General features: G+C 75.1%; 17 protein-coding genes. 3 read left to right on the forward strand and 14 right to left on the reverse strand.

Annotated features, from left to right (window positions below; all coding sequences use genetic code 11):
• Positions 1-41: 41 nt before the first annotated feature.
• Positions 42-884: an ABC transporter ATP-binding protein gene (locus tag ACFYWG_RS11190; protein WP_389200812.1), complete on the reverse strand. Its 843-nt coding sequence runs from the start codon at positions 882-884 to the stop codon at positions 42-44.
• Positions 877-1,791, reverse strand: coding sequence for an ABC transporter permease (locus ACFYWG_RS11195; RefSeq protein WP_383503826.1), 915 nt, complete (start codon positions 1,789-1,791; stop codon positions 877-879). Before ACFYWG_RS11195 ends, ACFYWG_RS11190 begins: the two co-directional genes overlap by 8 nt.
• Before the next feature lie 211 nt (positions 1,792-2,002).
• Here ACFYWG_RS11195 and ACFYWG_RS11200 point away from each other — a divergent pair, with 211 nt between their 5' ends.
• Positions 2,003-2,629, forward strand: a complete 627-nt coding sequence (locus ACFYWG_RS11200; RefSeq protein ID WP_383503825.1) for a TetR/AcrR family transcriptional regulator — start codon at positions 2,003-2,005, stop codon at positions 2,627-2,629.
• Between the two features lie 97 nt (positions 2,630-2,726).
• Here the strand turns inward: ACFYWG_RS11200 and galE are convergent, their stop codons facing one another.
• Both galE and ACFYWG_RS11210 read right to left on the reverse strand, forming a co-directional pair.
• A complete protein-coding gene (gene galE, locus ACFYWG_RS11205; RefSeq protein ID WP_389200815.1) occupies positions 2,727-3,707 on the reverse strand; it encodes a UDP-glucose 4-epimerase GalE in 981 nt (326 codons plus the stop codon).
• A gap of 41 nt (positions 3,708-3,748) precedes the next feature.
• Positions 3,749-5,404: a glycosyltransferase gene (locus ACFYWG_RS11210; RefSeq protein ID WP_389200817.1), complete on the reverse strand. Its 1,656-nt coding sequence runs from the start codon at positions 5,402-5,404 to the stop codon at positions 3,749-3,751.
• 157 nt (positions 5,405-5,561) lie between these two features.
• On the opposite strand from ACFYWG_RS11210, the gene ACFYWG_RS11215 reads away from it, so the two are divergent.
• Complete coding sequence (locus tag ACFYWG_RS11215) at positions 5,562-7,109, forward strand: hypothetical protein (RefSeq protein WP_389201783.1); 1,548 nt, start codon at positions 5,562-5,564, stop codon at positions 7,107-7,109.
• Here the strand turns inward: ACFYWG_RS11215 and ACFYWG_RS11220 are convergent.
• Positions 7,039-7,527: a MarR family winged helix-turn-helix transcriptional regulator gene (locus tag ACFYWG_RS11220; protein WP_376333886.1), complete on the reverse strand. Its 489-nt coding sequence runs from the start codon at positions 7,525-7,527 to the stop codon at positions 7,039-7,041. The genes ACFYWG_RS11215 and ACFYWG_RS11220 overlap by 71 nt on opposite strands.
• 120 nt (positions 7,528-7,647) lie before the next feature.
• Here ACFYWG_RS11220 and ACFYWG_RS11225 point away from each other — a divergent pair, with 120 nt between their 5' ends.
• Positions 7,648-8,061, forward strand: a complete 414-nt coding sequence (locus tag ACFYWG_RS11225; protein WP_383503821.1) for an organic hydroperoxide resistance protein — start codon at positions 7,648-7,650, stop codon at positions 8,059-8,061.
• A gap of 11 nt (positions 8,062-8,072) precedes the next feature.
• Here ACFYWG_RS11225 and ACFYWG_RS11230 read toward each other — a convergent pair whose 3' ends face one another.
• From ACFYWG_RS11230 to ACFYWG_RS11270, 9 genes are all read right to left on the reverse strand, one after another.
• Complete coding sequence (locus tag ACFYWG_RS11230) at positions 8,073-9,632, reverse strand: hypothetical protein (protein ID WP_389200820.1); 1,560 nt, start codon at positions 9,630-9,632, stop codon at positions 8,073-8,075.
• A gap of 117 nt (positions 9,633-9,749) precedes the next feature.
• Positions 9,750-11,555: a hypothetical protein gene (locus tag ACFYWG_RS11235; protein ID WP_389200822.1), complete on the reverse strand. Its 1,806-nt coding sequence runs from the start codon at positions 11,553-11,555 to the stop codon at positions 9,750-9,752.
• Positions 11,552-13,792: a CDP-glycerol glycerophosphotransferase family protein gene (locus ACFYWG_RS11240; RefSeq protein WP_383503818.1), complete on the reverse strand. Its 2,241-nt coding sequence runs from the start codon at positions 13,790-13,792 to the stop codon at positions 11,552-11,554. The genes ACFYWG_RS11235 and ACFYWG_RS11240 overlap by 4 nt, the downstream gene beginning before the upstream one ends.
• Before the next feature lie 7 nt (positions 13,793-13,799).
• Positions 13,800-16,004 carry a CDP-glycerol glycerophosphotransferase family protein gene (locus tag ACFYWG_RS11245; RefSeq protein ID WP_389200824.1) on the reverse strand — a complete coding sequence of 735 codons (2,205 nt, stop codon included), beginning with the start codon at positions 16,002-16,004 and terminating at the stop codon, positions 13,800-13,802.
• A gap of 235 nt (positions 16,005-16,239) precedes the next feature.
• A complete protein-coding gene (locus ACFYWG_RS11250) occupies positions 16,240-18,501 on the reverse strand; it encodes a CDP-glycerol glycerophosphotransferase family protein (RefSeq protein ID WP_389200826.1) in 2,262 nt (753 codons plus the stop codon).
• 141 nt (positions 18,502-18,642) lie between these two features.
• Positions 18,643-19,557, reverse strand: coding sequence for a carbohydrate ABC transporter permease (locus tag ACFYWG_RS11255; protein ID WP_383510975.1), 915 nt, complete (start codon positions 19,555-19,557; stop codon positions 18,643-18,645).
• Positions 19,554-20,900: a carbohydrate ABC transporter permease gene (locus tag ACFYWG_RS11260; RefSeq protein ID WP_385420534.1), complete on the reverse strand. Its 1,347-nt coding sequence runs from the start codon at positions 20,898-20,900 to the stop codon at positions 19,554-19,556. The genes ACFYWG_RS11255 and ACFYWG_RS11260 overlap by 4 nt, the downstream gene beginning before the upstream one ends.
• 4 nt (positions 20,901-20,904) lie before the next feature.
• Positions 20,905-22,317: an ABC transporter substrate-binding protein gene (locus tag ACFYWG_RS11265; RefSeq protein ID WP_383510979.1), complete on the reverse strand. Its 1,413-nt coding sequence runs from the start codon at positions 22,315-22,317 to the stop codon at positions 20,905-20,907.
• Between the two features lie 175 nt (positions 22,318-22,492).
• Positions 22,493-26,161 carry an FHA domain-containing protein gene (locus tag ACFYWG_RS11270; RefSeq protein ID WP_389201785.1) on the reverse strand — a complete coding sequence of 1,223 codons (3,669 nt, stop codon included), beginning with the start codon at positions 26,159-26,161 and terminating at the stop codon, positions 22,493-22,495.
• Between the last annotated feature and the right edge of the window lie 287 nt (positions 26,162-26,448).

Below are 26,448 nucleotides of genomic sequence, written 5' to 3' on the forward strand. Positions count from 1 at the left end.
TGGTGCCATCAATGCGACAAAACGATCGAGCGGGCTGCGCCTCACGAGGGAACGGCGGCCTTCGGCTCGGGCCGGGCCTTGGGCTTGGGCTTGGCGGACTTCGCCCCGGTGAACGCCTCGTACTCCTTGAGCACGTCCTCCGTGGGCCCGTCCATGCGCAGCTCGCCGCGCTCCAGCCACAGCACGCGGTCGCAGGTGTCGCGGATGGACTTGTTGTTGTGGCTGACCAGGAACACCGTGCCCGCGTGCTTGCGCAGCTCGCGGATGCGTCCCTCGGAGCGCTTCTGGAAGGCCCGGTCGCCGGTGGCCAGGGCCTCGTCGATCAGCAGCACGTCGTGGTCCTTGGCGGCGGCGATGGAGAACCGCAGCCGCGCCGCCATGCCGGAGGAGTACGTCCGCATCGGCAGCGTGATGAAGTCGCCCTTGTCGTTGATGCCGGAGAAGTCGACGATCTCCTGGTAGCGCTCCCTGATCTGCTCGCGGGACATGCCCATGGCCAGCCCGCCGAGGTGCACGTTGCGCTCGCCCGTCAGGTCGTTCATCAGGGCCGCGTTGACCCCGAGCAGGGACGGCTGGCCGTCGGTGTAGATACGGCCGTTCTCCACGGGGAGAAGCCCGGCGACCGCCTTGAGCAGGGTCGACTTGCCCGAGCCGTTGGTGCCGATCAGGCCGATCGCCTCGCCCCGGTGGGCGACGAAGGACACGTTCCGCACGGCGTGCACGCGGCGCACGCCCGAGGTCTTCTCGGTCTGCCTGCGGCGCAGGATGCGGTTGAGGGCGGCGGTCGCGGAGCCGCGTCCGGCGCCGGTGCCGTTGACGCGGTAGACGATGTCGACGCCGTCGGCGACGACGGTGGGGATCTTCTCGCTCGGGTGCTCAGCCACGGCCGTACGTCTCCTCAGCCTTCCAGAAGTAGATGAAGCCGCCGACGCCGGCGATCAGCGCCCAGCCCGCGGCGAGCGCCCACACGTGGGCGGGCAGCCGGTCCGCGTGGAAACTGTCGATCAGCGCGAAGCGCATCAGGTCGATGTAGATCGCGGCCGGGTTGGTCTCCAGCAGCAGGGTCACCGCGCGCGGCAGGCTGTCCTTGTCCGCCAGCTGGTCGATGCTCCACATGACACCCGAGACGTACATCCAGGTGCGCAGCACGAACGGCATCAGCTGGGCGATGTCGGGGGTCTTGGCCCCCATCCGCGCCATGACCATGGAGACGCCCGCGTTGAACGTGAACTGCAGGAACAGCGCCGGCACCGCCAGCAGCCAGGACATCCCGACCGGCACGCCGAAGCAGAGCAGGATGACGACCAGCGCGGCCATGGAGAACAGCAGTTGCTGCAACTGCTGGAGGCAGAACGACAGCGGCAGTGCGGCGCGCGGGAAGTGCAGGGCCCGCACCAGCCCGAGGTTGCCGGCGATGGCGCGGGTGCCCGCCATGATCGAGCTCTGCGTGAACGTCCAGACGAACACGCCCGTGACCAGGAACGGCACGTAGTCCGGCACGCCGTGCTTGGTGCCGAGCAGGACGCCGAAGATGAAGTAGTAGACCGCCGCGTTGAGCAGGGGGGTCATCACCTGCCAGACCTGGCCGAGCTTCGCCTGGCTGTACTGGGCGGTGAGCTTGGCGGTGGCGAACGCGGTGATGAAGTGCCGGCGGGCCCACAGCTGCCGGACGTAGGCGGGCAGGGAGGGGCGGGCGCCGCTGACCGCGAGGCCGTGCCGGGCGGCGAGCGCGGCGAGGTCGTCGTCGGCCGGGACCGGGGCCGGGGGCGGTGCGTGGAGGACCTGGCTCACATCCGCTGCTTTCGTTCGGGGGGACGGGACCTGCGGATTCGCGGAGAGCGGCTCGAAGGGCCCCGGCGTGCGGGCGCCCGCGCGGGAGGGCTTCTCACCGTGCTCTTCACGGCCTCTTACGTCGGGACGGGACCGTTTCGTCGTAACGGGAGCGTACGTCCGTGCGACGTCGGAACGCAACCGTTTCGTCGTGGCGCCCTATGCTGTCCGCATGACGACGACGCCCGACGAGCCACAGCAGCCCCCGCGCCGCCGGGCCCCCGCGGGGGCCGCCGTCCTGCGCGAGGACGTGACGGAGGCCATCCGCTCCGCCGTCTTCGAGGAGCTCGCGGCCGTCGGCTACGCGCGGATGTCCATCGAGGGGATCGCCCGCCGGGCGGGCGTCGGGAAGACGGCGGTGTACCGCCGCTGGCGCTCCAAGCTGCACCTGGTCCTCGACATCGTCGCGGCGCTCGCCGTGCAGGGCCTGCCGGTCCCGGACACCGGCTCCCTGGAGGGCGACCTGCGGCTGCTGTACGAGGTGACGTCCCGGGCGCTGCGCCACCCGGTCGCCTCGCAGGTCATCCCCGACCTCCAGGCCGAGGCCGCCCGCAACCCGGACATCGCCGAGGCCCTGCAGAAGGCCCTGCGGGAGGGCCAGGACGGGGTCGCCACCGGCATCGTCACGGCGGCGCAGCGGCGGGGCGAGCTGAGCGAGGGCCTGGACCACGACCTGGCCCTCGACCTGATCTCCGGCCCCCTGTACTGGCGGTCGGTGGTGATCCGCGCCCCGAAGCCGCCGAAGGGCTACCTGGAGGCCCTGACCCGGGCGACGGCGGCGGCCCTGCGCGCCCTGTAGCCCGGACGTCCCGCCCCTGGGCCCTCAGGGGGGACCGCCGCGTCGGTGCTGCCTTCCGGCCTGCGGCGGTGCGTGCTTCCCGGCCGCCGCTGTGCGGTCAGTGCCTCTCGGCCTCCGGATGCAGCCGGACCCAGCCCTGCCACGCCGAGGTGATCATGTCCTGGACGTCGTGGCGGGCCTTCCAGCCCAGTTCGGCGGCCGCCCGGTCGGCGGAGGCCACGACCCGGGCGGGGTCGCCCGGGCGGCGCGGGACGACCTCGGGGGACAGGTCGTGGCCGGTCACCGCGTTGATGCGGTCGATCATCTCGCGGACGGACACCCCCTCGCCCCGGCCGATGTTCAGCGTGAGGGCGCGGCCGGGGGAGGAGCGCAGGGCGCGGGCCGCGGCGACATGGGCCTCGGCCAGGTCGACCACGTGGATGTAGTCGCGCACACAGGTGCCGTCGGGGGTGGGGTAGTCGTCGCCGAAGACACGCGGCGGCACGTTCAGCGTGAGCCTCTCGAACACCATGGGCACGAGGTTGAACACGCCGACGTCCGCGAGGCCGGGGGCCGCCGCGCCCGCCACGTTGAAGTACCGCAGGCACGCGGTCGACAGCCCGGCCGCCCGGCCCGCCGCGCGCACCAGCCACTCACCGGCCAGCTTGGTCTCGCCGTACGGCGACAGCGGCACGCACGGCGTCTCCTCCGTGACCAGGTCCACGTCCGGCATGCCGTACACGGCCGCGGAGGAGGAGAAGACGAACGTCCCGACCCCGGCCTCGGTCACGGCGTCCAGCAGGACGCGCAGACCCTCGACGTTCTCCCGGTAGTAGCGCAGCGGCTGCTCGACCGACTCGCCCACCTGCTTCTTCGCCGCGAGGTGGACCACGCCCGTGATCCCGTGCTCCGTGAGAACGCGGGTGACGCGCTCGCGGTCCAGCGTGGAGCCGGGCACCAGCGGCACCCCGTCCGGCACGCGCGCGGCGATGCCCGTGGACAGGTCGTCGTAGACCACCGCCGCTTCCCCCGCCGCGGTCATCGCCCGTACGACGTGCGCGCCGATGTAGCCGGCGCCGCCGGTGATCAACCAGGTCATGTGCGGCCGTCCCCTCGTCAGTTGGCCCGGTGGTGGTGCTCTCAGTGAAGCAGCCGGCGCAGCCTTCCGCGGACGACCGAGAGCACTCCGCGTGCGCCGGGCGCCACCCGCAGCGCCAGCGCACCGGAGTGGGTGGCGTAGGGCTGTACGAGTACCACGCCGCACCGGGCGCTGGGGACGGCGCGGCGGTGCAGGAGCCCGGCGCCCGTGAGGGCGTGCGCCGTGACGACCCGGTCGGCGCCCTCCTCGAAGCGGATGCGCAGCCGCAGGTCCCAGGTCCCGGCGCCGAGTGCGGCGAGGGCGGCCAGGTCGACGGCGGCCTCGGCCGTCCAGGCGCCGTTCCCGTCCGGCCGGGAGGCGTCCGGGCACCGTACGAACTCCGCCGTGCCGCCCCGGACGAGCAGGTCCCCGTCGTCCCGGTGCAGCCACTCCACCTCCACGCTCCGGGGGCCCGCCCCGGCCACCCGCCCGTACAGCTCGTGCAGGCGCAGCCGCAGCGAGGTGCCGCGGACGCGGGGCCGCAGCGCCGCGTCGACGGCCAGGGGCAGCGCGCGCACCGGCCGGCCCAGCAGCGGTTCCAGGGAGACCTGCGGCAGGTCGGCCGACCACACGGGCGTGCCGTCGGCCGCCCGGGCGTACGGCGGGAGCAGGCGGGCCGGCCGGGCCGCGAGCTCCCGCAGCCGGGGCAGGTCGCGCGGCTCCGGGCCGGCCAGGACGACCCGCCCGGCCAGCGGACCGGGGGCGGCCGGGTTGCGGGCCCAGTCGTCGGCGTCGTACCCGGCCAGGTGCGCCCGCGTGAGGTCCCACCACGCGCGCCGGTAGGAGGCGTCGCGCAACCCCAGTTCCCGCAGGTACATCCGCAGGTCGTGGTCGAGGAACTTGGCGCGCGCTGCCCGCGCCAGCTCCTTCTGGCCGGCGCCCAGCAGGATCTCGTACGCCTGCCGGCACGCCTCCGTGCGGGCCCGCCAGTTGACGATCCCCGCCCGGTCCAGGGAGATCGACAGCCGCTCGGCGGACCGGCGCACGTGCCAGACGTAGACCCGGTCCGGGATCAGGGCGATGCGCGGGGCCGCGGCCAGCACGCGCGCGGTGAACACCACGTCCTCGTACGGGAAGCGGCCCTCCGGGAAGCGGATGCCGTGCTCGCGCAGGAACGCGGTGCGGTACAGCTTGTTGACGCAGAGCGTGTCGTGGACCAGGCGCGGGCGGCGTGCGGGGTGCGGCACGGCGGAGTGCAGGGCGTACAGGCGCGGCTGCCAGGGCACCTCGCGGCCCGAGGGCAGCTCCCGGCGGACGCACAGGCCGCTCGCCACCTCGGCGTGCGCGCCGCGGGCCGCCCGCAGCAGGGCGTCGGCGGCGCCGGGCGGCAGGACGTCGTCGCTGTCCAGGAACATCACGTACGGCGCGGTCACGGCGTCGAGCCCGGTGTTGCGGGGGGTGCCGCAGCCGCCGCTGTTGACCCGGCGGCGGATCACGCGCAGCCGGGGTTCCGAGGCGGCGAGCCGTTCCAGCAGGCCGGCGCTGCCGTCCGCCGAGCAGTCGTCGACGGCCACCACCTCGCGCACCACCGGGCCCTGGGCGAGCGCCGAACGCACCGCGTCGGTCACATGGGCGGCGTCGTCGTAGCCGATGACCACGACGGCGGCCTCGGCGAGCGGCTCGGCGGCATCGCCGCCGGCATCCCTGTGGGCATTCATTACGACGGATGGTAAGCCGGGCGAATGACATGAAAGTGGTAACACACCACCGAAGCCCGGCAAAGAGGAGGCAACGCCACAGAATCGGCGGGTGAAGAGCGGACAGTCGACGGGGAGCGGCCGGCTCGGCGGGGGTGCGGCGGCCGTGGCGGCGCCCATGGCGGTGATGCTCGCGGCGGGGCTGTGGGGCCTGGACCGCGGCGGCATGTGGGGCGACGAGAGCGTCACCTTCCAGGTCGCGCAGCGCACGGTTCCGCAGATCTGGCGGCTGCTGCACGACGTGGACGCGGTGCACGGCCTCTACTACCTGTTCATGCACGCCGTCCTGGCCGTCCGTGCGGACGAGGTCGTCCTGCGCCTGCCCTCGGTGTGCGCGGCCACCGTCGCGGCCGGACTGGTCGCGGCCCTCGGTGTCCGGCTCTCCGGACCCCGGCTCGGCCTCCTGGCGGGGCTCCTGTACGCCCTCACGCCGATGACCGGCCACTACGCCCAGGAGGGCCGGTCCTACGCGCTGGTCGCGGCCGGGGCGGCGGGAGCGACCCTGCTGCTGGTGCGGGCCGTGGACGGGGCGGGCGCCCGGCGCTGGTGGCCGTACGGCACGGTCCTCGGGGTGACGTGCGTGCTGCACGAGCTGGCGGTCCCGGTGCTGTGCGCGCACGCGGTGACCCTGGCCTGGCTGCGGGTGCCCCGCGGGGTGTGGCGCGGCTGGGGGCGGGCCGCCGGCGCCGTGGCGGTGCTGCTGCTGCCGCTGGTGTGGGTCTCGCAGCGGCAGTCCGGGCAGGTGGCGTGGCTGGTCGCGCCGGGCTGGGACCGGGTCGAGCGGCTCGCCCGGAACGTCGTCCCGGGCCCGGAGGGAGCCGTGTTCTGGGCGTCGCTGCTGCTGGCGGCCCTGGGCCTGCGCGAGCGGCGGACCGCGGCGGTCGCGCTGCCGCTGCTGCTGGTGCCGCCGGCCCTCCTGATGACCGTCTCGCAGGTGCGGCCGCTGTACCACGACCGGTACGTCCTGTACGCGCTGGCGGGCGCGTCGCTGCTGGTGGCGGCCGGGGCCGGGCGGGTGGCCGGGGCGCTGGGGCGGGTGCGGTTCGACGGGCGGCGGGTGCGGATCCGCGGCCGCCAGGTGCGGGCCGCGGTCGGGGTCTGCGGCGTGCTGGCGCTCACGGCGGGCTTCCTCGCCCAGCTCCCCGTCCACCGCCAGGACCGCACGGCCGCGCACCGCCCGGACAACCTCGCCGTGGTCTCCGCGCTCGCCCTCAGGCAGGTGCGCCCGGGGGACCCGGTGCTGTTCGTGCCGTCGGTGGGCAGGCTCGCGGCGCTGGCCTATCCGAAGGGGTTCCGGCGGGCGCGGGACATCGCGCTGGCGGACCCGGCACCCCGGTCGGGGACGCTGTGGGGCCGGGAGGCGGCGCCGGACCGGCTGCGGCAGCGGCTGGCCTCGGTGGACCGCGTCTGGGTGGTCGCCGAGCGGGCGGACCTGGATCCGCGCCGGGCGCCGTCCGACCCGGTCGAGCGCACCAAGCTGGCCGTGCTGGCCGAGGAGTTCACCGTCCGCGAGGAGCACACCGAGGGCGCCGTGGTGCTGCGCCTGCACGTCCGGCGCCGGCCCGCCGAGCAGCCCGGCGTACCGCCCGGCGCCGCTACGACCGCCCGTCTGCCGGCGGACCGGCCGCCGGCCCGGCGAGGGCGGCCGCGTCGAGCGCGGTGGTGAGCTCGTCCAGGGAGGCGCGCAGGGCCCGGATCCCGTCGGCGTCGAATCCGGTCGAGGCGGCGATGCGGCGCGGCACCTGAAGCGCCCGCGCGCGCAGCGCGACACCGTCCGCGGTCGGGCGCACGACCACCGACCGCTCGTCGCGCGCACTGCGCTCCCGGATCACCAGGCCCGCCGCCTCCAGCCGCTTGAGCAGGGGCGACAGCGTGCCGGAGTCCAGGCGCAGGTGCTCCCCGAGCTTCTTCACGGGCAGCTCCTCGTGCTCCCAGAGCACCAGCATCACCAGGTACTGCGGGTAGGTGAGCCCGAGGTCCTTGAGGATCTCGCGGTAGACGCCGTTGAAGGCGCGCGAGGCCGCGTGCAGGGAGAAGCAGATCTGCTGGTCCAGGCGGAGCCAGTCGTCGTCCGGCGTGTTCATGGGTCCAGGGTAGCTCGGGCCCACCATTAAATTGCGCACAACTTAATTGTGTGCTCTAATTCTGGGGTCGGGCGGTCCGGAAGCGGGCCGCCGAACGACGACCGAGAGGGAAGGTTTTCCATGGACGCGCTCTACACCGCTGTCGCCACCGCCACCCACGGCCGCGACGGCCGGGCCGTCAGCTCCGACGGCGTGCTCGACCTCGCCCTGGGCGTGCCCCAGGCGATGGGCGGCAACGGCCAGGGCACCAACCCCGAGCAGCTCTTCGCCGCCGGTTACGCCGCCTGCTTCGGCAGCGCCCTCGGCCTCGTCGGCCGCCAGGCCAAGGTCGACGTCTCCGACGCCGCCGTGACCGCCGAGGTCTCGATCGGCAAGCAGGGCGAGGGCTTCGGCCTCGCCGTCGTCCTCCGCGTCGAGCTCCCCGACAGCGTGGACGAGGCCACCGGCCGCAAGCTGGTCGAGCAGGCCCACCAGGTCTGCCCCTACTCCAACGCCACCCGCGGCAACATCGACGTCGACCTCGTCATCGAGTAGTCACCGGCGCCTCACCCCGCGACCCGCGCCAGTACCTCCCCCGTCCGTCCGCTCCACGCCACCACCACCGCCTCCTCGGGCACCGGGTGCCAACGCGTCAGCAGCAGCCAGCGCACGTGGTAGCGGCGGACCACGGCGGACCGCTCGGCGCGGGTCGAGCCGTGCGCCAGGTAGGCCCGCACATCGGCCGCCCGGCGCCGCCGCTCCCGCTCGTCCAGAGCCGGGTCCGGCCAGATCGGCGCGGCCAGGTTCGGCCCGTACCCGGCGAGGGCGTGACTGGCGAAGTACCCGTCGGTGATCACGACCTCGCCCGGGGCGATGTACCGCGCCGCCCAGTCGTACGACGGCCAGCGCGTCGGCTGGGTGAACCCCACCGGGTCGACCGAGCGCGGCACGACCGCCCCGGCGTGCACGGTCAGGAACCCCGCGCACGCCCCGGCCACCGCCGCCCCGCCGAGCACCTTGCGGGCCCGCCGCCACGGCCGGGGCGCCGCCAGTTCCACCGCCAGGGCGAACTGCGGCGGTACCAGCACGGCCCACAGCACCCGGGCGTACGTGTAGTGCCCGCTGACCCAGCCGTAGGCCAGCAGCAGGCACTCCACGGCGAACAGCAGCACCAGCGGGTCGCGCGGCGACCTGCGCGCCCGCACCCACAGCGCGGGCAGCCCCAGCACCGCCAGCCAGGAGTTGGCGAGCAGCCTCTCGTACAGCCGCCGGTGCATCGCGTCCATGCCGGTGTCGCCCACCAGCGTCAGCACGTCGTAGTACGGCCAGGACAGGGCCACCGCAGCGCAGGCCAGGGCGGTGAGCGCCCAGCGGGCCACGACCGGCCGGCGCCAGTCCCGCTGCCGGGACGCCACGACCGCCACCGCACCCGTCAGGGCGGAGGCCGCCGTGACCGGGTGGGTGAGCAGGATCAGGGCGTACAGGACGCCGATCCCGGCGTAGCCCCACCAGCCGCCCAGACCGCTCGGGCCGACGAACCGCACCGCCCGGGCGCCGTCGCCCGCGCGCGCGGCCGTCCAGGCCCACGCCCAGAACGTCAGGCCGATCGCGAGCGCGGACGGATACCCCAGATTCGTCGTCATCGGCATCAGCCCGAGGTAGCCGCTCCACAGCACCCGGGCGGTGCCCCACAGCAGCGTCATGGCCAGCAGCGCCAGCACCGGCGCCCAGGCCCGCGGGGTGAGGGTGCGGACGAACCGGCCGAGCCCCGTCAGCAGCACCACCAGGTGCACCGGCCCGGCCAGCTTCACGACCTCCCAGCCGGTCAGCCCCGTCAGCCGCGCGACCGCCCCCTGCGCGACCGCGTACGGCCCGTAGTAGGGGCTGCCCTCGCCCGGCAGGTCCGCCATCGTGTGGGCCGGGTGCAGCAGATCGGCCTTCAGGCGCTCGACGACCGCCGCGTGCTGCCCGGCGTCGCAGCACAGCGGCACCCGCCAGTACGCCAGCGTCATCACCAGCCAGAACAGCGCGCCGTAGAACTGGTACGGGGTGGGTCGCCGCAGCCGGCCGCCGCGCAGCGCGCTCGCGCCGCGCACCGCCCGCCGGACGAGGACCGGGGCGCTCACAGGACGGCCGGCAGGGGCAGGGAGGTCACAGGCATGCGCCGATCGTTCCCGCCCCTACGCCTGCCCTGACACCGGATCACTTCATAGGGTGAGACCGCTTGGCCCACCTGCCCGCCGTCACTCGCACAGCGCACGCTCGGCCGCCGCCGGCCAGCGCGCGAAGCGGAACCGGGTCCGCTCGGCCGCCCCGGTGAGGTTGTCCCAGAACCGCCGCGCGGTCAGCGGCGCCCGCACCGACTCCCTCAGCTCCGCCAGTTCGCCGCAGCCCAGCGCGGCCCGGGCCGCCTCGACCGTCTCCCGCGAGGCCCCCGCCCGCAGCAGGTCCCGCCGCGGCGGCTCGGCGAGGGCCCACTCCGCGAAGACCCAGTGGTTGCGCAGGAACTTCTCGTGCCCGGGCCAGCTCCACCGCTCCAGCGCCAGGTGCGCGCCGACCGGACTGGCCAGCCCCCAGGCGTCGTTGACGTACGCGTCGAGCGGCGCCGCCGCACCCGTGACGCCGAGATGACGGCCCACCATCACCACGTGGTACGGCGCGTCCGGGCGCATCGGCGTGGCGTGCAACCGCCGTCCGGAATCGAAGTAGAGCAGGGTCGGCCGGGGCGAGCGCATCGCCTCGGCCAGCATGCGTCGCCCCTCGGGCAGGGCGGGCCAGTTGCGCACCCAGGTGCTCGTGCGCACCGGGTTGTGGTCGCCCAGCCCCTCCACGTCGGAGCTGCGCACGTTGAACGACCCGGGGGTGCTGCGCACGTCGAACGGCGCCCGCAGCGGGCTGACCGCCGCGCACAGCCACACCACCAGCAGCGCGCTCGCCGCACCGGTGACCCGGTTGGCCGGGACGACCAGCACGGGCAGGAGCAGTAGCAGGAGTGCGGGCAGGATCATGCGGGCGTGCATGTAGTCGCCGCCGACCCGGACGACGTACCCGGCCAGCAGCGCACCGGCAGCGAGCGGCGCCAGCAGCACCACCGGCGAGGACCGGTCCGGGACGAGGTCCCGGAGCGGCCGGCGCGTGCGGCGCACCAGCAGCACCGCGAGCGCGCCGAGCACCGGCACCACGGGCCACAGCCAGTACGGCCCGAGCGTCTCCTGCACGTACCCGGCACCCCGGCCCCAGTCGCTGGCGCTCGCCTCCTTGGCGATGGCCGGCAGCGGCACCAGGATCCCGTAGTACCCGGCCCGGAACACCTCGTAGGCCAGCGGCAGCGCCCCCGCCGAGGCCAGCAGCGCCGCCGTGCCCCGGCGCGAGGGCCGCAGGACCCACCACTGCGCCGCCAGGAAGCACACCGTCACCACCGCCAGATCCGGCCGGACCAGCGGCCCCAGCCCGAGGACGAACGCGGCCGGGCAGCTCTCCCGGGGCGCCTGCCCCCGCCGCGCACGCGTCAGCAGCCACCACGAAAGACCGGTCCAGAAGGCACCGAGCCCGCTCTCCAGCCCCGACGTCATGTACGACCAGAACGGCGGCACCGCCAGCAGCACGCACACCCCCGCGGGCAGCAGCAGCCCGGCCCCGCGGTGCAGCCGGCAGGTGGCGAGCAGGGCGAGCGCGAACCCGGCCGTGCTCAGCAGCAGTCCCAGTCCCACCGCGAGGAACGCCGGGTCCGCGCCGCTGACCCAGGCGGCGAGGGCGAGCAGCCACTGCCACAGGGTGCCGGTCGAACTCTCCGCCCGCTCGCCGACGTTGAACACCGGCCCGTTGCCCGCCAGGATCTGCCGGACCGGGCGCAGGTAGATCAGCCCGTCGTCGCAGATCCAGCGCCGCCGGTAGCCCAGCACGAACAGGGCGGCGGTCGGCACGGCGACCAGGGCCGCGTTCCACCGGCGCACCGGCCACGGCCGCCCGGGCGCGGCGTCGGGGCGGGCCGAGGACGCGCGCTGGCCGGGCAGGGAGGGCAGCGCCTCGGGAGTGGTGGGTGTCGTCATCCCTCGATCAGCGCCCCGGACCGCGCGGACACGGCAGGGTCCCTGCGGGCCGCGGGCAGCAGCGCCGCGCCCCGCTCGCCCAGCATCAGCAGCCGGACGACCCGCTCGGCGGCCCGCCCGTCCTCGAACTCGCAGTAGCGGGACCGGAAGTCCGCCCGCAGCCGGGCCGCCTCCGCGTCCTGCCAGGCCCCGGAGGCGAACAGCCGGGCCAGCTCCGGGTAGGAGCGGGACACGTGCCCCGGGGCGTCCGCCGTGATGTCGAAGTACGCGCCCCGGCTGGCGGCGAACGCGCCCCAGTCGTCGGCGTGCACCACGACCGGCCGGTCCAGCAGCACGTAGTCGAACATCAGGGCCGAGTAGTCGGTGACCAGCACGTCGGAGGCGAGCATCACGTCCTCCACGTGCGGCTCGTCGGTCGCGTCGACCACCACGCCCCGCCGGTGCAGGTCGGACAGGCCCAGCCCGCGCGCGATGCCCCCGGCCAGGGAGGGGTGCAGCCGGACGACCAGGGTGTGGCCGGGCCCCAGGTCCTCGGCGAACCGGGCCGGGTCGAACCGGTCCACATGGCCGCCCTTGCGGTAGTCGCGGCGGGTCGGGGCGTACAGCACCACCGTGTTCCCCGCCGGGATGCCGAGCCGCTCGCGCACCGCCGCGCCCCGCTCCGGCCCCGCGCCGACCAGCACGTCGTTGCGCGGGCTGCCCGTGCGCAGCGACGTGAAGTGGCACGGGTAGGCCCGCTCCCAGGCCCGCTCCGCGTGCCGCCCGGCGACCAGGCTGTAGTCCCAGCGGTCGGCCCGGCGCAGCATCTGCGGCACGTCGAAGCCGTGCCGGGCGCCCGGCTTGGTCAGCAGGTCCGCGCCCATGTACTTCAGCGGGGTGCCCTGGTGGGTGTGGACGTGGACGCTGCCGGGCCGCTTGGCCAGCGTGCCGGGCCAGTTGACGTCGTTCACCCAGTACGTGGCCCGGGCCATGACCTCGTGGTAGCGGCGCGAGCCCGCGACCACGTGGTCGACGCCGGGCGGCAGCGCCGCCACCGCGTCCTCCCGCACCACCCACACGCCCCGGATGTGCGGGGCGAGTTCGCGGGCCCTGGCGTAGATCGCGGCCGGGTCGCCGGTCATCCCCCGGTGGTGGTTCGCCGCGTAGACGGCCAGGTGCGGATCGAGGGGCCGCCGGGCCTGCGCCGCGTACCAGGTGCGCAGCGCCCCGCCGGAGGTCCGCTGCGCCAGCTTGCGCCGCCGCGCCCCGGCGGCCGCCCGCAGGTCGCGCAGCCCCCGCACCGCCGCGTACGGCGGGTAGGGGGCCGCCGCCAGCAGCCGCATCTCCAGCCCGCGCCAGCCGTCCGGCCGGGGGAAGCCGCCCTCGGGCAGGTGGCGGCGGTGGAAGGCGCGGATCTCGCGGTAGAACGCGGCCCGGTCGGCGGGCCGGACGCGGTCCTCCCGGGCCAGCACGAACAGCATGTGGTCCAGGGCCCGTTCCAGCAGCAGCGGCCGCGCCCAGTCCAGGTCGGGCCGCTCCTCCAGGAACGCGAACAGGCCCGTGTACTGCGCGAAGATCTCGAAGTGCCGGCGCCCCGGAGTCCTGGTGATGGCACCCTGCCGGCGCTGGCGGTACTCCACACCGATCCGGTCCAGGCAGGCGATCCGCTCCGCCAGGACCATCGACCGGTAGGTCACCGGCGCGTCCTCGTACAGCCCGGGCGCGTACCGCAGGCCGTGGCCCTGGAAGAAGTCCCGCCGGTAGGCCTTGTTCCAGGCGACCAGGAACAGGTTGAGGCAGGCCGGCTCGTCCCGGACGCGGAAGGTGCCCAGGCCCGCGGCGGCCAGCAGGTCCGCCGCCTCGCTGCGCCCGCCCCGGCCCCACCAGTGCGTGCGCACGTGGTCGAAGACCAGGATGTCCGGGTCGTCCGCCGCCGCCAGCCGCGCGGCGACGGCGGCCAGCAGCCCCGGCGTGTAGCGGTCGTCGCTGTCGAGGAACAGCACGTAGTCGCCCGCCGCCTCGTCCAGGCCGGCGTTGCGGGCGCGGCCGAGGCCGACGTTCTCCGGCAGGTGCAGCACCCGCACCCGCGGGTCGCGCTCGGCGTACTCGTCGAGGATCGCGCCGCTGCCGTCGGGGGAGCGGTCGTCCACGGCGATCACCTCGAAGTCGCCGTGGGACTGGCCGAGCACCGAGTCGAGACACTCGCGCAGGAACCCCTGCACGTTGTAGACGGGGACGATGATGCTGAAGCGGGGCACGTCTTCGTCAGCTCCTCACGAGGGTGGCGGCCGCGGGGGCCGGGACCCGCTGCGCGAGCGGGATCACGGGCGGGATCGACTCGGGCGGCTCGCCCAGCAGCACCCGGCGCACGACACGCTCCGCCGCGCGCCCGTCGTCGAACTGGCAGAACCGCTCCCGGAACGCCGCTCGCAGCGCCGCGGCCCGCTCGTCCGCCCAGGTGCCGTCGCGGAACAGCGCCGCCAGCTCCGCGGGCGTGCGGGCCACGCGGCCGGGCGGGGACGCCATCAGGTCGAAGTAGACGCCCCGGGTCTCCCGGTAGACGTCCCAGTCGTCGGCGTACACCACGATCGGCCGGTCGAGGTTGGCGTAGTCGAACATGATCGACGAGTAGTCGGTGATCAGCGCGTCGGCCGCCAGGCACACGTCCTCCGACGAGCGGTGCCCGGTGACGTCGATGATCCGGCCGCCCCCGCGACGGCCCGGCCCCCGGTCGTAGAAGTAGTGGGCGCGCAGCAGGACCACGTACTCGTCGCCGATCGCCTCGCAGAACTCCGCGAGGTCCAGGCCCGACGCGAAGCCGGTGGCGTAGTCGCGGTGGGTGGGCGCGTACAGCAGGGCCTTCCTGCCCTCCGGGACGCCGAGCTCCTTGCGCACCCGGGCCACGTCCTCGGCGGACGCCGTGCAGTAGACGTCGTTGCGCGGATAGCCGTACTCGAGGGTCTCGTGCGCGCCGGGGAAGGCCGACTCCCACATCTGCGTGGAGTGGCGGTTGGAGGTGAGGTTGTAGTCCCAGCGGTCCACCCGGGCCAGCAGCCGGCCGATGCTGCCGGTCGCGGCGGCCACCACCGGGTACGTCGACTGGTCGGCGCCCATCTTCTTCAGCGGCGTGCCGTGCTGGGTCTGCAGGTGCACGCTGCCGGGGCGCTTGACCACGGCGTCGGCGAAGTTGGCGTTGTTCACCAGGTACTTGGCGCGGGCCAGCACCTGCCAGTACCTGCGGCTGCCGATCACCGCGTACTCCACGTCCTGCGGCATGCTGCCCACCGCGTCCGGCTCCACCAGGAACACCGCGCGCAGGTGCGGGGCGAGTTCGCGGGCCTTGGCGTGGATCGCGGCCGGGTTGCAGGCGTAGCCGCGGCCCCAGTAGGCGCAGTACACGACCAGGTTCTCGTCCATCGGCAGCCGCAGTTCGGCCGCGTAGCGCAGCCGGGTGCGCAGGCCGCGCGGGCGGGGGAGCAGCGCGGCGGCCCGCGCGGCCCGCCGGTTGGCGGCGCGCAGGGCGCGGAACGCGGCGTACGAGCCGGACGCCAGCAGCCGGTGCTGCACGCCGAGGCTGCCGCCGGGCGCCCGGTAGCCGGCCGGGCGGTGCCGCCGGTACAGCAGGCCCGCCCGCCGGAAGAAGGCCCACCGCCCGGCGGGCAGCCGCGCCGGGTGCGCGGCGGTCCTCAGCACGGCGGCGAAGAGCTGCTCGAACAGCGGCCCCAGCCGCTCGGCCGGCACGCCCCGTTCCGCGGCCCGCGTGAGCACCAGCTCGCACTGGTCGAGCAGCTCGGTGTGGTGCTCCCCGGGCAGGTTCAGGCGGTTGCCCTGCCGGCGCAGGTGGTGCCGGACGACGACCGTGCGCAGGACCGCCACCCGCTCCGCCCGCAGCGCGGCCGGGCCGCCGAACCCGATGTCGGTGAAGTGGCCGCGGGAAAAGGTGAGTTCCTCCTCGACGAGGAAGGCCCGGCGGTACGCCGCGCTCCACGCCGGGAGCGTCACCCCGGTGAGCTGCGGGGCCCGGTCGGGGGAGAAGGCCCCGGCGGGTGTGCCGGCCAGGGCGGCCGCGGCCGGATTGGCCGGCCGGCCCTCCCACCACGGGGTGCGCTCGTGCTCGAAGTACAGGACGTCGGTCTCGCCCACCGCCTCCAGCCGGGCGGCCAGTTCCGCCAGCGCCCCCGGGGCCAGCTCGTCGTCGCCGTCGAGGAACAGCACGTGGTCCCCGGCCGCCGCCCGCAGCCCGGTGTTGCGGGCCCCGGCCAGTCCGTCCGACGGAGGGGAGTGCACCGTCGTCACCCGGCTGTCCCGTCCGGCGTACCCGGCGGCGACGTCCGCCGCCGGCGCGTCGGGTGCGTCGCACACCGTGATCACCTCGAAGTCGCCGAACGACTGGGCGAGGACCGAGTCGAGCGCCAGGGGAAGCCGGCCCGCGACCCCATGGGACGGGACGACGATGCTGAAGCGGGGCATTCTGCTCTTTCTGTCGAGGTCTGCGGGGGGAGGGGGGACACGGGGGACGTGGGGTGGACGCTGGGACGGGCCCCCGGGGCCGGGACGGGGCGAGGGCCTGACGCGGCCGCTCAGGAGGCCGCGCGGCGTCCCGGGCGGCGCCCCGACGGGCGCCGGGAGGGCGGCCGGGAAGGCGGCCGGGCGGGCGCCGGCCGGGACGGACCGGAGGGCATGCGGACTCCTCGGGCGGCCGTGGTCACAGGACGTCGCTGACGAGACCGGGGCCCGCCGGCCGCGGCACCGTGGCGAGCGGTTCCCGGACCTGCGAGGCCGCCGCCGACGGCACCGGGCACCGCTCCTCCAGCGGCACCACCGGCGGCAGCTCGCTCTCCCCGAGGACCACCCGGCGCACCACCCGCTCGGCGGCCCGGCCGTCGTCCCAGGTGCAGAACCGCCCGCGGAACGCCGAGCGCAGCTGGGCGGAGCGGGAGCCGCGCCAGTGGCCGGTGGCGAAGATGTCGATCAGCTCGTCCTCGCCGCGGGCGATCGCACCCGGGGGGAAGGCGCGCAGGTCGAAGTAGGTGCCGCGGGCCGCCTCGTGGGCCTCCCGGTCGTCGGCGTGGATCACGATCGGCCGGTCCAGGTTGGCGTAGTCGAACATGAGCGACGAGTAGTCCGTGACCAGGGCGTCCGAGGCCAGGCAGAGCGCCTCGACGCTCGGGTGGCCGGAGACGTCGACGACCCGGCCGGCGCTCTCGGCCAGCGGGGCGCCCCAGGCGTGGTGGGCGCGGGCCAGGACGAGGAAGCGCGGGCCGAGGCGGCGCACGATCCGCTGGAGGTCGAGGCTGTGGCGCTGCGAGCGGCGGTAGTCGCGGTAGGTCGGGGCGTACAGGATCGCCACCGAGCCCTCGGGGATGCCGAGGGAGGAGCGCAGCCGGGCCACGTCCGCGGCGGTCGCGGTCCACAACACGTCGTTGCGGGGGCAGCCGTACTCCAGCACCGTGTAGCGGCCGGGGTGGACCCGCTCGTGGGTCAGCGTCGTGTGGCGGTTGGCCGACAGCACGTAGTCCCACGCGTCGACGTCCTTGAGCAGCCGCCCGAAGTCCCGGCCGCGGGCCGCCGCCGGGCGTTCCTGCAGGTCCAGCCCGATGTGCCCGAGCGGGGTGCCCTGCCCCGTCTGGATCAGGACCTGCCCCCGGCGTTTGGCGAGGCGGTGGTCGAACTCGGTGTTGCTCACCAGGTACCGGGAGCGGGCGAGGGCCGTCCAGTAGGCGGCCGTGCCGGGCACCAGCCGGCGGGGACCCGGCGGGATGGCGTGGTGGTGCTCGGGACGGGCGGCCCACGCGGTGCGCACATGCGGCGCGAGGTCCCGGAAGGCGGCCTCCAGCGCCCCCGGGCTGCAGCTGTGGCCGCGCCCGTCGTAGGCGGTGAAGACGGCCCGGTCGGCGCACAGGGGCAGGCAGCGCTGCACCCGGTAGTGGGCCCGCAGCCCGGCCGACCGCAGCCCGCGCAGCACCCGGCCCGTGGTGCGGGCGGCGGCGCGCTGCACCGCCGACGCCAGCTGCAGGGTCCGGTAGGTGCGGTGCAGGCCGAAGCGGATCAGGGTGTGGTGGATGCGGCACCGCAGGGGGACGGGCGCGCCGGGGGTGCGGTAGCGGCGGTAGTGGGCGCGGGCCTGCCGCAGGAACCGGGCGCGGGAGCCGCGGGGCAGCCGGTCCCGCCGCGCGTAGACGATCCCCAGGTGGTGGACCATGCGGCGGAAGAGCACCGGCCGCCAGCGCGCCAGCTCGGGATGCCCGTCGAGGAACGCGAAGACCCGGTCGTACTGGTCGAACACGTCGAAGTGCCGGTCGCTGGTGGTGCGCAGGATGCTGCCCTGCCGCCGCTGCCGGTAGTGCACGCAGACCCGGTCGAGGGTCGCGAGGGAGTCCGCCGTCATCAGCACCGGGTACGTCCACGGGGTGTCCTCGTACCAGCCGGTCGGGAACGCGAACCCCTCGGCCTCGACGAACTCCCGCCGGTAGGCCTTGTTCCAGGCGACCATCAGCAGCCGCAGCAGACCGGGGCGGTCCTCCAGGCGGAAGGGGGCCGGGCCCTGCTCGGACAGGTGCAGGGCCGCCTGGTTGCGGACCGCTTCCCCGGTCCAGTAGGTACGCGCGTAGTCGAAGACCAGGACGTCGGGCTCGCCCGTCTCCTTCAGACGGTCGGCGATCGAGCGCAGCGCGTCCGGGGTGAGGGTGTCGTCGCTGTCCAGGAAGAGCAGGTAGTCGCCGCAGGCGTGGGCCGCCCCGGCGTTCCTGGCGGGACCCAGGCCGACGTTCTCGGGCAGGTGCACGGCACGCACGCGCGGGTCGCGCGCGGCGAACTCGTCGATGATCGCCCCGCACGCGTCCGGCGAGGCGTCGTCGACGGCGATCAGTTCCAGATCGGGACAGGACTGGGAGAGCACCGATTCGAGGCACTCGTGCAGGTACGCCTGGACCTGGTACGCGGGGACAATGACACTGAACCTGGGCAAGAGGCATCCATCGGTCGGCGCGGGCGTTCGGCCCGGGAACGGCCGGTGGGGCCGGTTGGTTACGGCGGCTACGTCATCCGGGGGAACGCCGCGGGGGCGGGCCGCTTCGGGCCCGCCCCCGCGATGTCGCTGTGGTATGGCCTACTTGACCGCACCGGCCATCACGCCGGACACGAACTGCCGCTGGAACGCGAAGAACACGGCCAGCGGGACCACCATCGAGATGAACGCGCCGGGCGCCAGCACGTCGATGTTGTTGCCGAACTGCCGTACCTGCGTCTGCAGCGCGACCGTGATCGGCTGGCTCCCGGAGTCCGAGAAGATCAGCGCCACCAGCAGGTCGTTCCACACCCACAGGAACTGGAAGATGCCGAGGGCGGCGATCGCCGGGGCACCGAGCGGCATCACGACCCGGAAGAACAGCCGCAGTTCACCCGCCCCGTCCAGCCGGGCCGCCTCCAGCAGCTCCCGCGGGATCTCCGCGAAGAAGTTCCGCAGCAGGAACACCGCGAACGGCAGCCCGAAGCCGACGTGGAACAGCACCACGCCCATCACCGAACCGAAGATGCCGATGGTGCCGAAGAGTTCGGCGATCGGGATGAGCGCCACCTGCACCGGCACCACCAGCAGCCCGACCACGCCCAGGAACCACCAGTCCCGGCCCGGGAACTCCATCCACGCGAAGGCGTAACCGGCCAGGGAGCCGATGATCACCACCAGCAGGGTCGCCGGGACGGTGATCCACACCGTGTTCAGCAGGCTGCTGGTGATGTCGTCGTTCTCCAGCAGCTTGGAGTAGCTGTCGAAGGTGATCTGGGACGGCTCGGTGAACACCTTCCACCAGCCGCTCGCCGCGATGTCCTCCGGCGAGCGCAGACTGGCCAGCAGCAGACCGATCGTCGGCACCAGCCAGAACAGGCCGACCAGGATGAGGAACACCTGCACCAGTCCGCCGCTGACCCATTCGACCAGCCGGGAGGCCGGCGAGCGCTTCACCTCGACCGGGCCCGAGGGCCGCGCCGCCGTGCCGGGCAGACCGCCCGCGTCCGCGGTCATCGCCGCACCTCCCGCCTCAGCCGCCGTACGTTGAACCACATCACCGGGATCACGAGCAGCAGCAGGAACACCGAGATGGCGCTGGCGATGCCCGGCTGGTCCTCGGAGAAGCCCTTGCGGTACAGCTCCAGCGCGAGCACGTTCGCGTCGTCCTGCGCGGAGCCCGGGGCGATGATGAAGACCAGGTCGAAGACCTTCAGCACGTTGATCATCAGGGTGACGGTGACGACCGCGAGGACCGGCGCCAGCAGCGGCACCGTGACCCGTCTGAACACCTGCCACTCACTCGCGCCGTCGACCCGGGCCGCCTCCAGCAGCTCCCGTGGCACGCCCGCGAGCCCGGCGGCGATCAGCACCATCGCGAAGCCCGCCCACATCCAGATGTACGAGCCGATGATGGCGGGGGTGACCAGGGACGGGCCGAGCCAGTCCAGGCCGTTGTAGGGCTCCTTGAAGTTGCTGTCCGGGAGCCGCAGCAGTGCCCCGTCCGCGGAGGCGGGCAGGGTGAAGGTGCCGTCGCCGGCGGCGGTCGTGGACGCCACCACCCTGCCGTCCTTCACGGCCTCGATCCGCATCCCCGCGTAGCCCAGTTCGGCCGCGTCGACCCCGTTCAGCCTGCCGACGCCCTGGCCGCGTGTGAAGTCCTGCCAGGTCGTGCCGGTCACCTTGTCCGGCTCGGGCTTCGGCGCCGCGGCCGGTTTCGCGTCGTCCGGCATCAGGTCGGGCGCCACGCCCACCAGGGGCAGGGAGACGGCCTCCCCGGCGCGCACCGGCGACTTGGTGACGAACGCCCCGCCCCCGGCCGGCTCCAGCGGCGACTGGCGGCCCGGGTGGGCCTTGGGGAACGCCGACGACTGGGCGAAGGTGTCGTGCACCCCCACCCACACCGCGTTCGCCACGCCCTTGTCCGGGTCCTGGTCGTACACCAGGCGGAAGATGATGCCCGCCGCCAGCATCGAGATCGCCATCGGCATGAAGACGACCAGCTTGAACGCCGTTCCCCAGCGCACCCGTTCGGTCAGCACCGCGAAGATCAGGCCGAGGGCCGTCGCCACCGTCGGCGCGAAGACCACCCAGATGATGTTGTTCTTCAGCGCGGTGCGGATGCCCTCGTCGGTGAAGAGGGCCTTGTAGTTGTCGATGCCGGCGAAGCCGTCGCCGGACTGGTCGTAGAAGCTGCGGACCACCGAGTACCCGATCGGGTACACCACGAGCGCGCCGAGCAGGACGAGGGCGGGCAGCAGGAACAGCGCCGCGACCATCCTGCGGGTGCCGGTCACACTCTTGCGCGACGGGGGAGCGGCAGGGGGCGTGGCGCCCCCTGCCGCCGTGGGCGACGTCATGACGTCAGTTCCCGTACGCCGCGGCCGCTTCGGCCTCCAGCTTCTGCTGCGTGCCCGCCACGTCGTCCGGGTTCTTCAGGAAGTCCTGCAGGATCTTCCACTCACCCTTGCCGGGCGTGCCGCCGAAGGCCTGCGGGGCCTGGTCGGACATGTCGAAGCGGAAGTCGTCACCGGCGTCGATGAGCGCCTTGGCGATCTTCTGCTGCACCGAGTTCGGATAGGCGGAGTTCGGCACGTTCTTGTTGGGCGAGAGGTAGCCGCCGAGCTTCGCCTGGATGGTCGCCGCGTCCGGCGAGGCGAGCCAGGTGGCCAGCGCCTGCGCCCCCTTCGAGTCCTCCAGGATCACGGCCGCGTCACCGCCCGAGACCACCGGCCCGTTGTCGCCGACCGCCGGGAAGGGGAACACCTTCGCGTCCGTGCCGACCTTCATGCTCTGCGGGATGTTGACCTGGGCGAAGTCACCCGCGGCGACCATGGCGGCCTTGGGCTGGTCCCCACCGGTGAACACCTGCGTGACGGAGGCCGGGAAGTCGGTCTGCAGCGCCCCGTCCGCCCCGCCGGCGATGTAGTCGGGCTTGCCCCAGACCTGCGCGAGGGTGGTGAGCGCGTCCTTCACGGACGGGTCGGTCCACTTGATCTCGTGCTTGGCCAGCTGGTCGTACTTCTCCGGGCCGGCCTGGGAGAGGTAGACGTTCTCGAACCAGTCGGTGAGCGTCCAGCCCTCGGAACCGCCCACCGAGAAGGGGGTGACGCCGGAGTCGAACACCGTCTGCGCGGTGTTCAGCAGCTCCGGCCAGGTCTCGGGCTCGCTCGCCCCGGCGTTCTCGAAGACCTGGTTGTTGTACCAGATCAGCGACTTGTTGGCGGCCTTGTAGTAGACCCCGTACGCCTTGCCGCCGACCTTGCCGATGTCCTGCCAGCCCTGCGAGTAGTTCTCGCCCAGCTCCTTGAGGGCGTCGGAGCCGAGCGGCTTGGCCCAGCCCCGGTCGACGGCCTGCTTGATGGCGCCGGGCTGCGGCAGCATCACGACGTCCGGCGGCTGCCCGCCGGCCACCTTGGAGCCGATGAAGTTGATGATCGGGTCCTGGGCGGGCACGAACGTCACCTTGGCGCCCGTTTGCTTCTCGAACTCCGCCAGCACCTTCTTGAAGTTGGCCTGTTCGGCGCCGGTCCACACGGCGGCGATCTCCAGGCTCGTCCCGTTCAGCTTCGGCAGGGTGACCTGGCCGGCGGTCTCCTCCGAGGTGCCGGTGTCGGAACCGCTGCCGTTGTCGTCGCCCCCGCAGGCGGTGAGCGAGAGCGCGAGCGCTCCCGCGGCGACGGCTGCCGCGGCCCGGGTGGCCTTACGGCTGTGGGGGGTCGTCCCGTCCCGCTCGGGCGACCGGCGTGTCCGGATGGTCCTGCTCATCATGCGCATGACTGCCCCGTTCTTCGTTCCTCGTCGAACGTCGAGCGCGCTCCCGTGCGATCTGGTCTACGCCCGGGTGTGCGGGGGCGGCAAGATGGCGTCCGCTGTCAACCGGGCGATCGTGACTCCCTCGTGACCAGGGGTGAGGCGGGGGCCGTCCGGCGGGGCCGGGGGCCGTGCCCTGTCACAGGAGCGACGGCACCCGGACCGCCGCGACCTCTCGCGCCGCCCTTTCCAGCGCGCTGGCCAACAGTGCCAGGTCGGTCGGGCCGTTTCCGAGTTCCCGCACCGGGCGCCGGGCCGGCGGGTCACCCATGCGGTGCCATTCGAGCGGTACCACCGTGGGCCGCAGCGTCGCCGTCCGCGGGATCCGGCCGGTGACCCGGCCGCCCTGGAACGGGGTGCTGCGCCCGTCCGGCGAGGTGAGGCTGCCGCGGCCCGGCGCGGGCTCGTCCGGGCCCGGTGCGGGTTCGTCGAGCGTGACGCGCAGGGTGGCCCGGCGCGCCGGTTCGGTCTCCGCGGTGCGCGGGCAGGGCCCGGTGGCGGCCACGAGGTGCACGCCGAGCCGCTCCCCCTCCCGGGCCACGGCCTCCAGGGCGCGCATCACCGAGCCGGCCGCGGGCCGCCCGGTCGAGCCGAGGGCCGGGGAGACCAGGGCGTCCAGGTCGTCGACGACCACCACGAGCCGGGGCAGCGGGGGCGCCGCCGCCTCGGTCTGCCGGCGGGCGGCCCCGGGGCGCAGCCGGATGGTCGAACTGGACGGCGAGTCCAGGTCCGAGGCCCCGTCCGCCGGGGCCTCGGCGCCGCCCCGGCCGGCCGCGGTGCGCTGGGCGACCATCCGGCCCGACAGCTCCCGGCCCGTGTGCCACTCGGCGAAGTCGGACCGCCCCAGCAGCTCGCTCCGCCGCTTCAGCTCCGCGCTCAGCGACTGCGCGAACTCGCGCATCAGCACCGGATCGTGGGCCGTGAGGTAGGTGGTGACCTGCGGCACGTCCGTGCACACCCGCAGACCCTCGCCCGGGCCGCCGCCCGCGCCCGGGCCGCCCCGGCCGTCGACCAGCACGATGCCCAGCCGGTCCGGCCGTTCCGCCGCAGCCAGGGACGCCACGACCGCCCGCAGCAGCTCCGTACGGCCGCTGCCCGGCGGGCCCTCGATCAGCAGATGCGGTCCCTGCGCCGCGAGGTCCGCGCACACCGGGCCGCGCGGACCGGCGCCCAGCACCGCGCGCACCCGGCCGCCCAGCGCCCCGGTGTCGTCGGCCGCGTCCGCCCAGCGGGCCATGAGCGAGGCCGGAGTGGCCCGGGCCAGGCCCAGCTCGTCCAGCAGCCGGGCGGACTGGGGCAGCGGCGCGGAGACCCGCGGCTGCCGTCCGCCGCCCGCCTCGTCGGGGCGCAGCGGCGCGAGGGCCCGCGCGAACCGCTCCGCCCAGGCGGGGGAGACGGCGTCGACCGTGGCGATCGTGCCGTGCCCGACGGCCCGGGCCGGCGAGCCGTCGCCGCCGGCGCGGGCCACCCGCACCAGCCGCAGGGCCGTCGCCACGTCCCCGCTGAGCAGCGCGACGGCGCCGCACTGGCGGAACGTGGGCGCCACGGCACAGGCCGCCTCGTAGGTCTCCGTCACGGGGGAGGCCGGGGAGGCGGCGGCCGTCTCGGCCAGGCACAGGACGTGGATCCCCGCCCGGGGCCCCTCCAGCGCCAGCCGCGCCACGGCCTTGCGCAGCTCCGCCCCGCCCGGGTCGCCGTCGACCACGACCAGCGTGTACGGGCCCGCGAAGGCGGCCGCCGAACCGGTGCCGGCCTCGTCGTCCCGGGCCCACGAGGGGCGGCGGGGCGCGGGCACGGAGGGCCGGCCGCCGGGTGGGCGGGCGCCCTCCGCGGCGCCCACCGGTGCGTGGCCCGCCACCGGGGCGGCCGAACCCGCCTCGGCCGACAGGTCCTCCAGGCGGCGCGTCAGCTCCTCGGTGCGGGCCGCGGCCTGCTCCCGGTCGTGGGCGAGGAGCAGCCGGCAGTCCTGCCCGTGGCCCGGGCGGACGTGCGGCAGCCAGCCCAGCCAGGACCACTCGGCCGCGCGCTCCTCCAGGGGCCGCGAGCGGTCCGCGGCGATCAGGACGATCTCCAGTGTGTCGGGGGAGTGCAGCGCGGCGAGCTGCGCCAGCACCGCGCGGGCGAGCCCGGCCAGGCGCGCCCGGGGCCCGGCCAGCCCCAGCGAGCCGACCTCGCGCAGCCCGGCCGTCACCGGCACCGCGGGCAGCAGACCCGAGCCGTCCGGCGCGGGCCGGTCGGCGGTGCCCAGCCGCACCGCGAGCGCCTCGGGGTGACCCGGACCGCGCTCCCAGAGCCGGGGCCCGGGGCCCAGGGCCGTCAGCAGCAGGGCAGCCGGGTCCGGCCAGGTCTCCCGGACGGGCGCCGCGAAGGCCGGGCGCTGCGGCGCGACCCCCTCGGACGGCTCGGACGGCTCGTCCTCGTCCACCTCGTACGGATCGGGTGCCTCCCCGCGGCCCCCGGCCAGGCGTCGCGCCCACGCGCCGAGCCCGCCCCGCCGGCGCGTCCCGGACGGCAGGTCCGTGCCCCGCAGCGGCGTGCCCTTCCGCCCCCGCCCGGCACGCTCCTCGGAGGCCGCCGGGCCGTCGGCGACGGCGTCGGCGGCCCGGTGGGTGTCACCACCACCGGCGCCCTCGTCCAGGTGGCCGGGGACCCCGCCACCGGCACCCGGGGCGCGGTGACCAGGGGCGTCGGCGGTCGGGCGGTCGGCGGCGCGGGGCCGGTGCGGGCCGGCGGTGGGGCCCTCGGCACGGTGGGCCTGCGCCCGTCCCGGCGCGGGGGCCGGTACCCCGCCGCCGGCGGCGGCCTCGCCGAACGCCCCGAAGCCGGAGCGTCCCGCATGCGTGTCCCCGTCCCCGCCCGTGGCGCGGGGCTCACCCTGACGGCGGGACGGGCCGGGGCTTTCTCGCGGCGCGCTGACGTCCACGCCCGACGGCCGTACCTCGAAGGACGCGCGCGGGGGCCCGCCCGGCCCCCGACCGGCGCCGGAGTCCCGCGCCGCTCCGTCGTTCTCGATCCGCGGGGCCGCTCCCTGCCCGGGCACCGCGGCGGGCGCCCCGGCGCCGCCCGGCGCGCCCCAGGTCCCCGGGCCGTGGCCGTGCTGCGTCGGGCCCGAGGGCCCCGCCGGGGCCGCGACGGCCTCGCCGCCGGAAGGACCCGGCACGCGCACGTGCCCCTCGCCGTCCGGGGTCGTCGCCACCCGGCCCCCCGGCCCGCCCGCCGGAGCCAGCCGCAGCGCGGACTCCCCGATCCGCAGCAGCGCCCCCGGCGCGAAACCGACGGCACGGCCGCCCACCCGGACGCCGTCGAGCGTCGTGCCGTTCGTGGAGTCCAGGTCGGCGACCGAGACGCGGCCGTCCGCGCCGACCGTCACCGCGCAGTGCAGCCGGGAGACGTCCGGGTCGTCCAGCGGCACGTCGGCGTCGGCGGAGCGGCCGATGCGGATCTCGCCACCGTGCAGCAGGTGGACACCGCCGGCGTCGGGGCCCGCGATCACCTGGAGCTGGGCCGGGGCGTCCGCCAGCTCGGGATGCGGCTCGGGCTCCCCGGGCGCGCCCACGGACAGCACGGCGCCGTCGGTCAGCGGGGGCTCGCCGAGCGTGCAGCGCTGGGCGTCCAGCCGCTGCTCCCCGGCGTACAGCACGGGGGTGCCCGAGCCGTCACCGCCGGAGACCGCCTGGGCGAGGGCAGAGGCCACCGCCGCGAGCGCCGTGCCGGCCGGTGCCGTGACCAGGACGTCGGTGCGTGGGGCGCGGTCCCGCCCCGGAGCCGATGCGCCCAGCGGATCTATGACGGTCAGCCGGATCTGCATCGCCGTCAGCGGTCCCTTCTGCCCGGGCGCGGAGTCCCCCGCCCCGCCCCGGCACGTCGGCCAGTACTGCACGCATCCTCGCACCTGCCACCGACACCGCGCCCGCCCCTCCGGAAAAGGTGATCTTGAATGGTCGGCTCTGCCCGCAAAAGTGCCGGACAACGGCCCCGGGGGCGACCGCTTGAGATCGGTCACGCCCGATCCCGGCAACCACAGGACGGGGGTGCGCGTCTTCCCTTCGAACGAGTGTGGGGGCGGCTGCGTAAGACCCACGGAAAGACGACACT

This window comes from Streptomyces sp. NPDC003456 (assembly GCF_042878735.1).
GTDB lineage: Bacteria > Actinomycetota > Actinomycetes > Streptomycetales > Streptomycetaceae > Streptomyces.

What these genes read in the sequence shown, in the direction of transcription:
- ACFYWG_RS11200 (WP_383503825.1), top strand. Translation starts at nt 2,003, where the DNA reads ATGACGACGACGCCCGACGAGCCACAGCAGCCCCCGCGCCGCCGGGCC.
- galE (WP_389200815.1), bottom strand. Translation starts at nt 3,707, where the DNA reads ATGACCTGGTTGATCACCGGCGGCGCCGGCTACATCGGCGCGCACGTC.
- ACFYWG_RS11210 (WP_389200817.1), bottom strand. Translation starts at nt 5,404, where the DNA reads ATGAATGCCCACAGGGATGCCGGCGGCGATGCCGCCGAGCCGCTCGCC.
- ACFYWG_RS11215 (WP_389201783.1), top strand. Translation starts at nt 5,562, where the DNA reads ATGGCGGTGATGCTCGCGGCGGGGCTGTGGGGCCTGGACCGCGGCGGC.
- ACFYWG_RS11220 (WP_376333886.1), bottom strand. Translation starts at nt 7,527, where the DNA reads ATGAACACGCCGGACGACGACTGGCTCCGCCTGGACCAGCAGATCTGC.
- ACFYWG_RS11225 (WP_383503821.1), top strand. Translation starts at nt 7,648, where the DNA reads ATGGACGCGCTCTACACCGCTGTCGCCACCGCCACCCACGGCCGCGAC.
- ACFYWG_RS11235 (WP_389200822.1), bottom strand. Translation starts at nt 11,555, where the DNA reads ATGACGACACCCACCACTCCCGAGGCGCTGCCCTCCCTGCCCGGCCAG.
- ACFYWG_RS11245 (WP_389200824.1), bottom strand. Translation starts at nt 16,004, where the DNA reads ATGCCCCGCTTCAGCATCGTCGTCCCGTCCCATGGGGTCGCGGGCCGG.
- ACFYWG_RS11255 (WP_383510975.1), bottom strand. Translation starts at nt 19,557, where the DNA reads ATGACCGCGGACGCGGGCGGTCTGCCCGGCACGGCGGCGCGGCCCTCG.
- ACFYWG_RS11260 (WP_385420534.1), bottom strand. Translation starts at nt 20,900, where the DNA reads ATGACGTCGCCCACGGCGGCAGGGGGCGCCACGCCCCCTGCCGCTCCC.
- ACFYWG_RS11265 (WP_383510979.1), bottom strand. Translation starts at nt 22,317, where the DNA reads ATGCGCATGATGAGCAGGACCATCCGGACACGCCGGTCGCCCGAGCGG.
- ACFYWG_RS11270 (WP_389201785.1), bottom strand. Translation starts at nt 26,161, where the DNA reads ATGCAGATCCGGCTGACCGTCATAGATCCGCTGGGCGCATCGGCTCCG.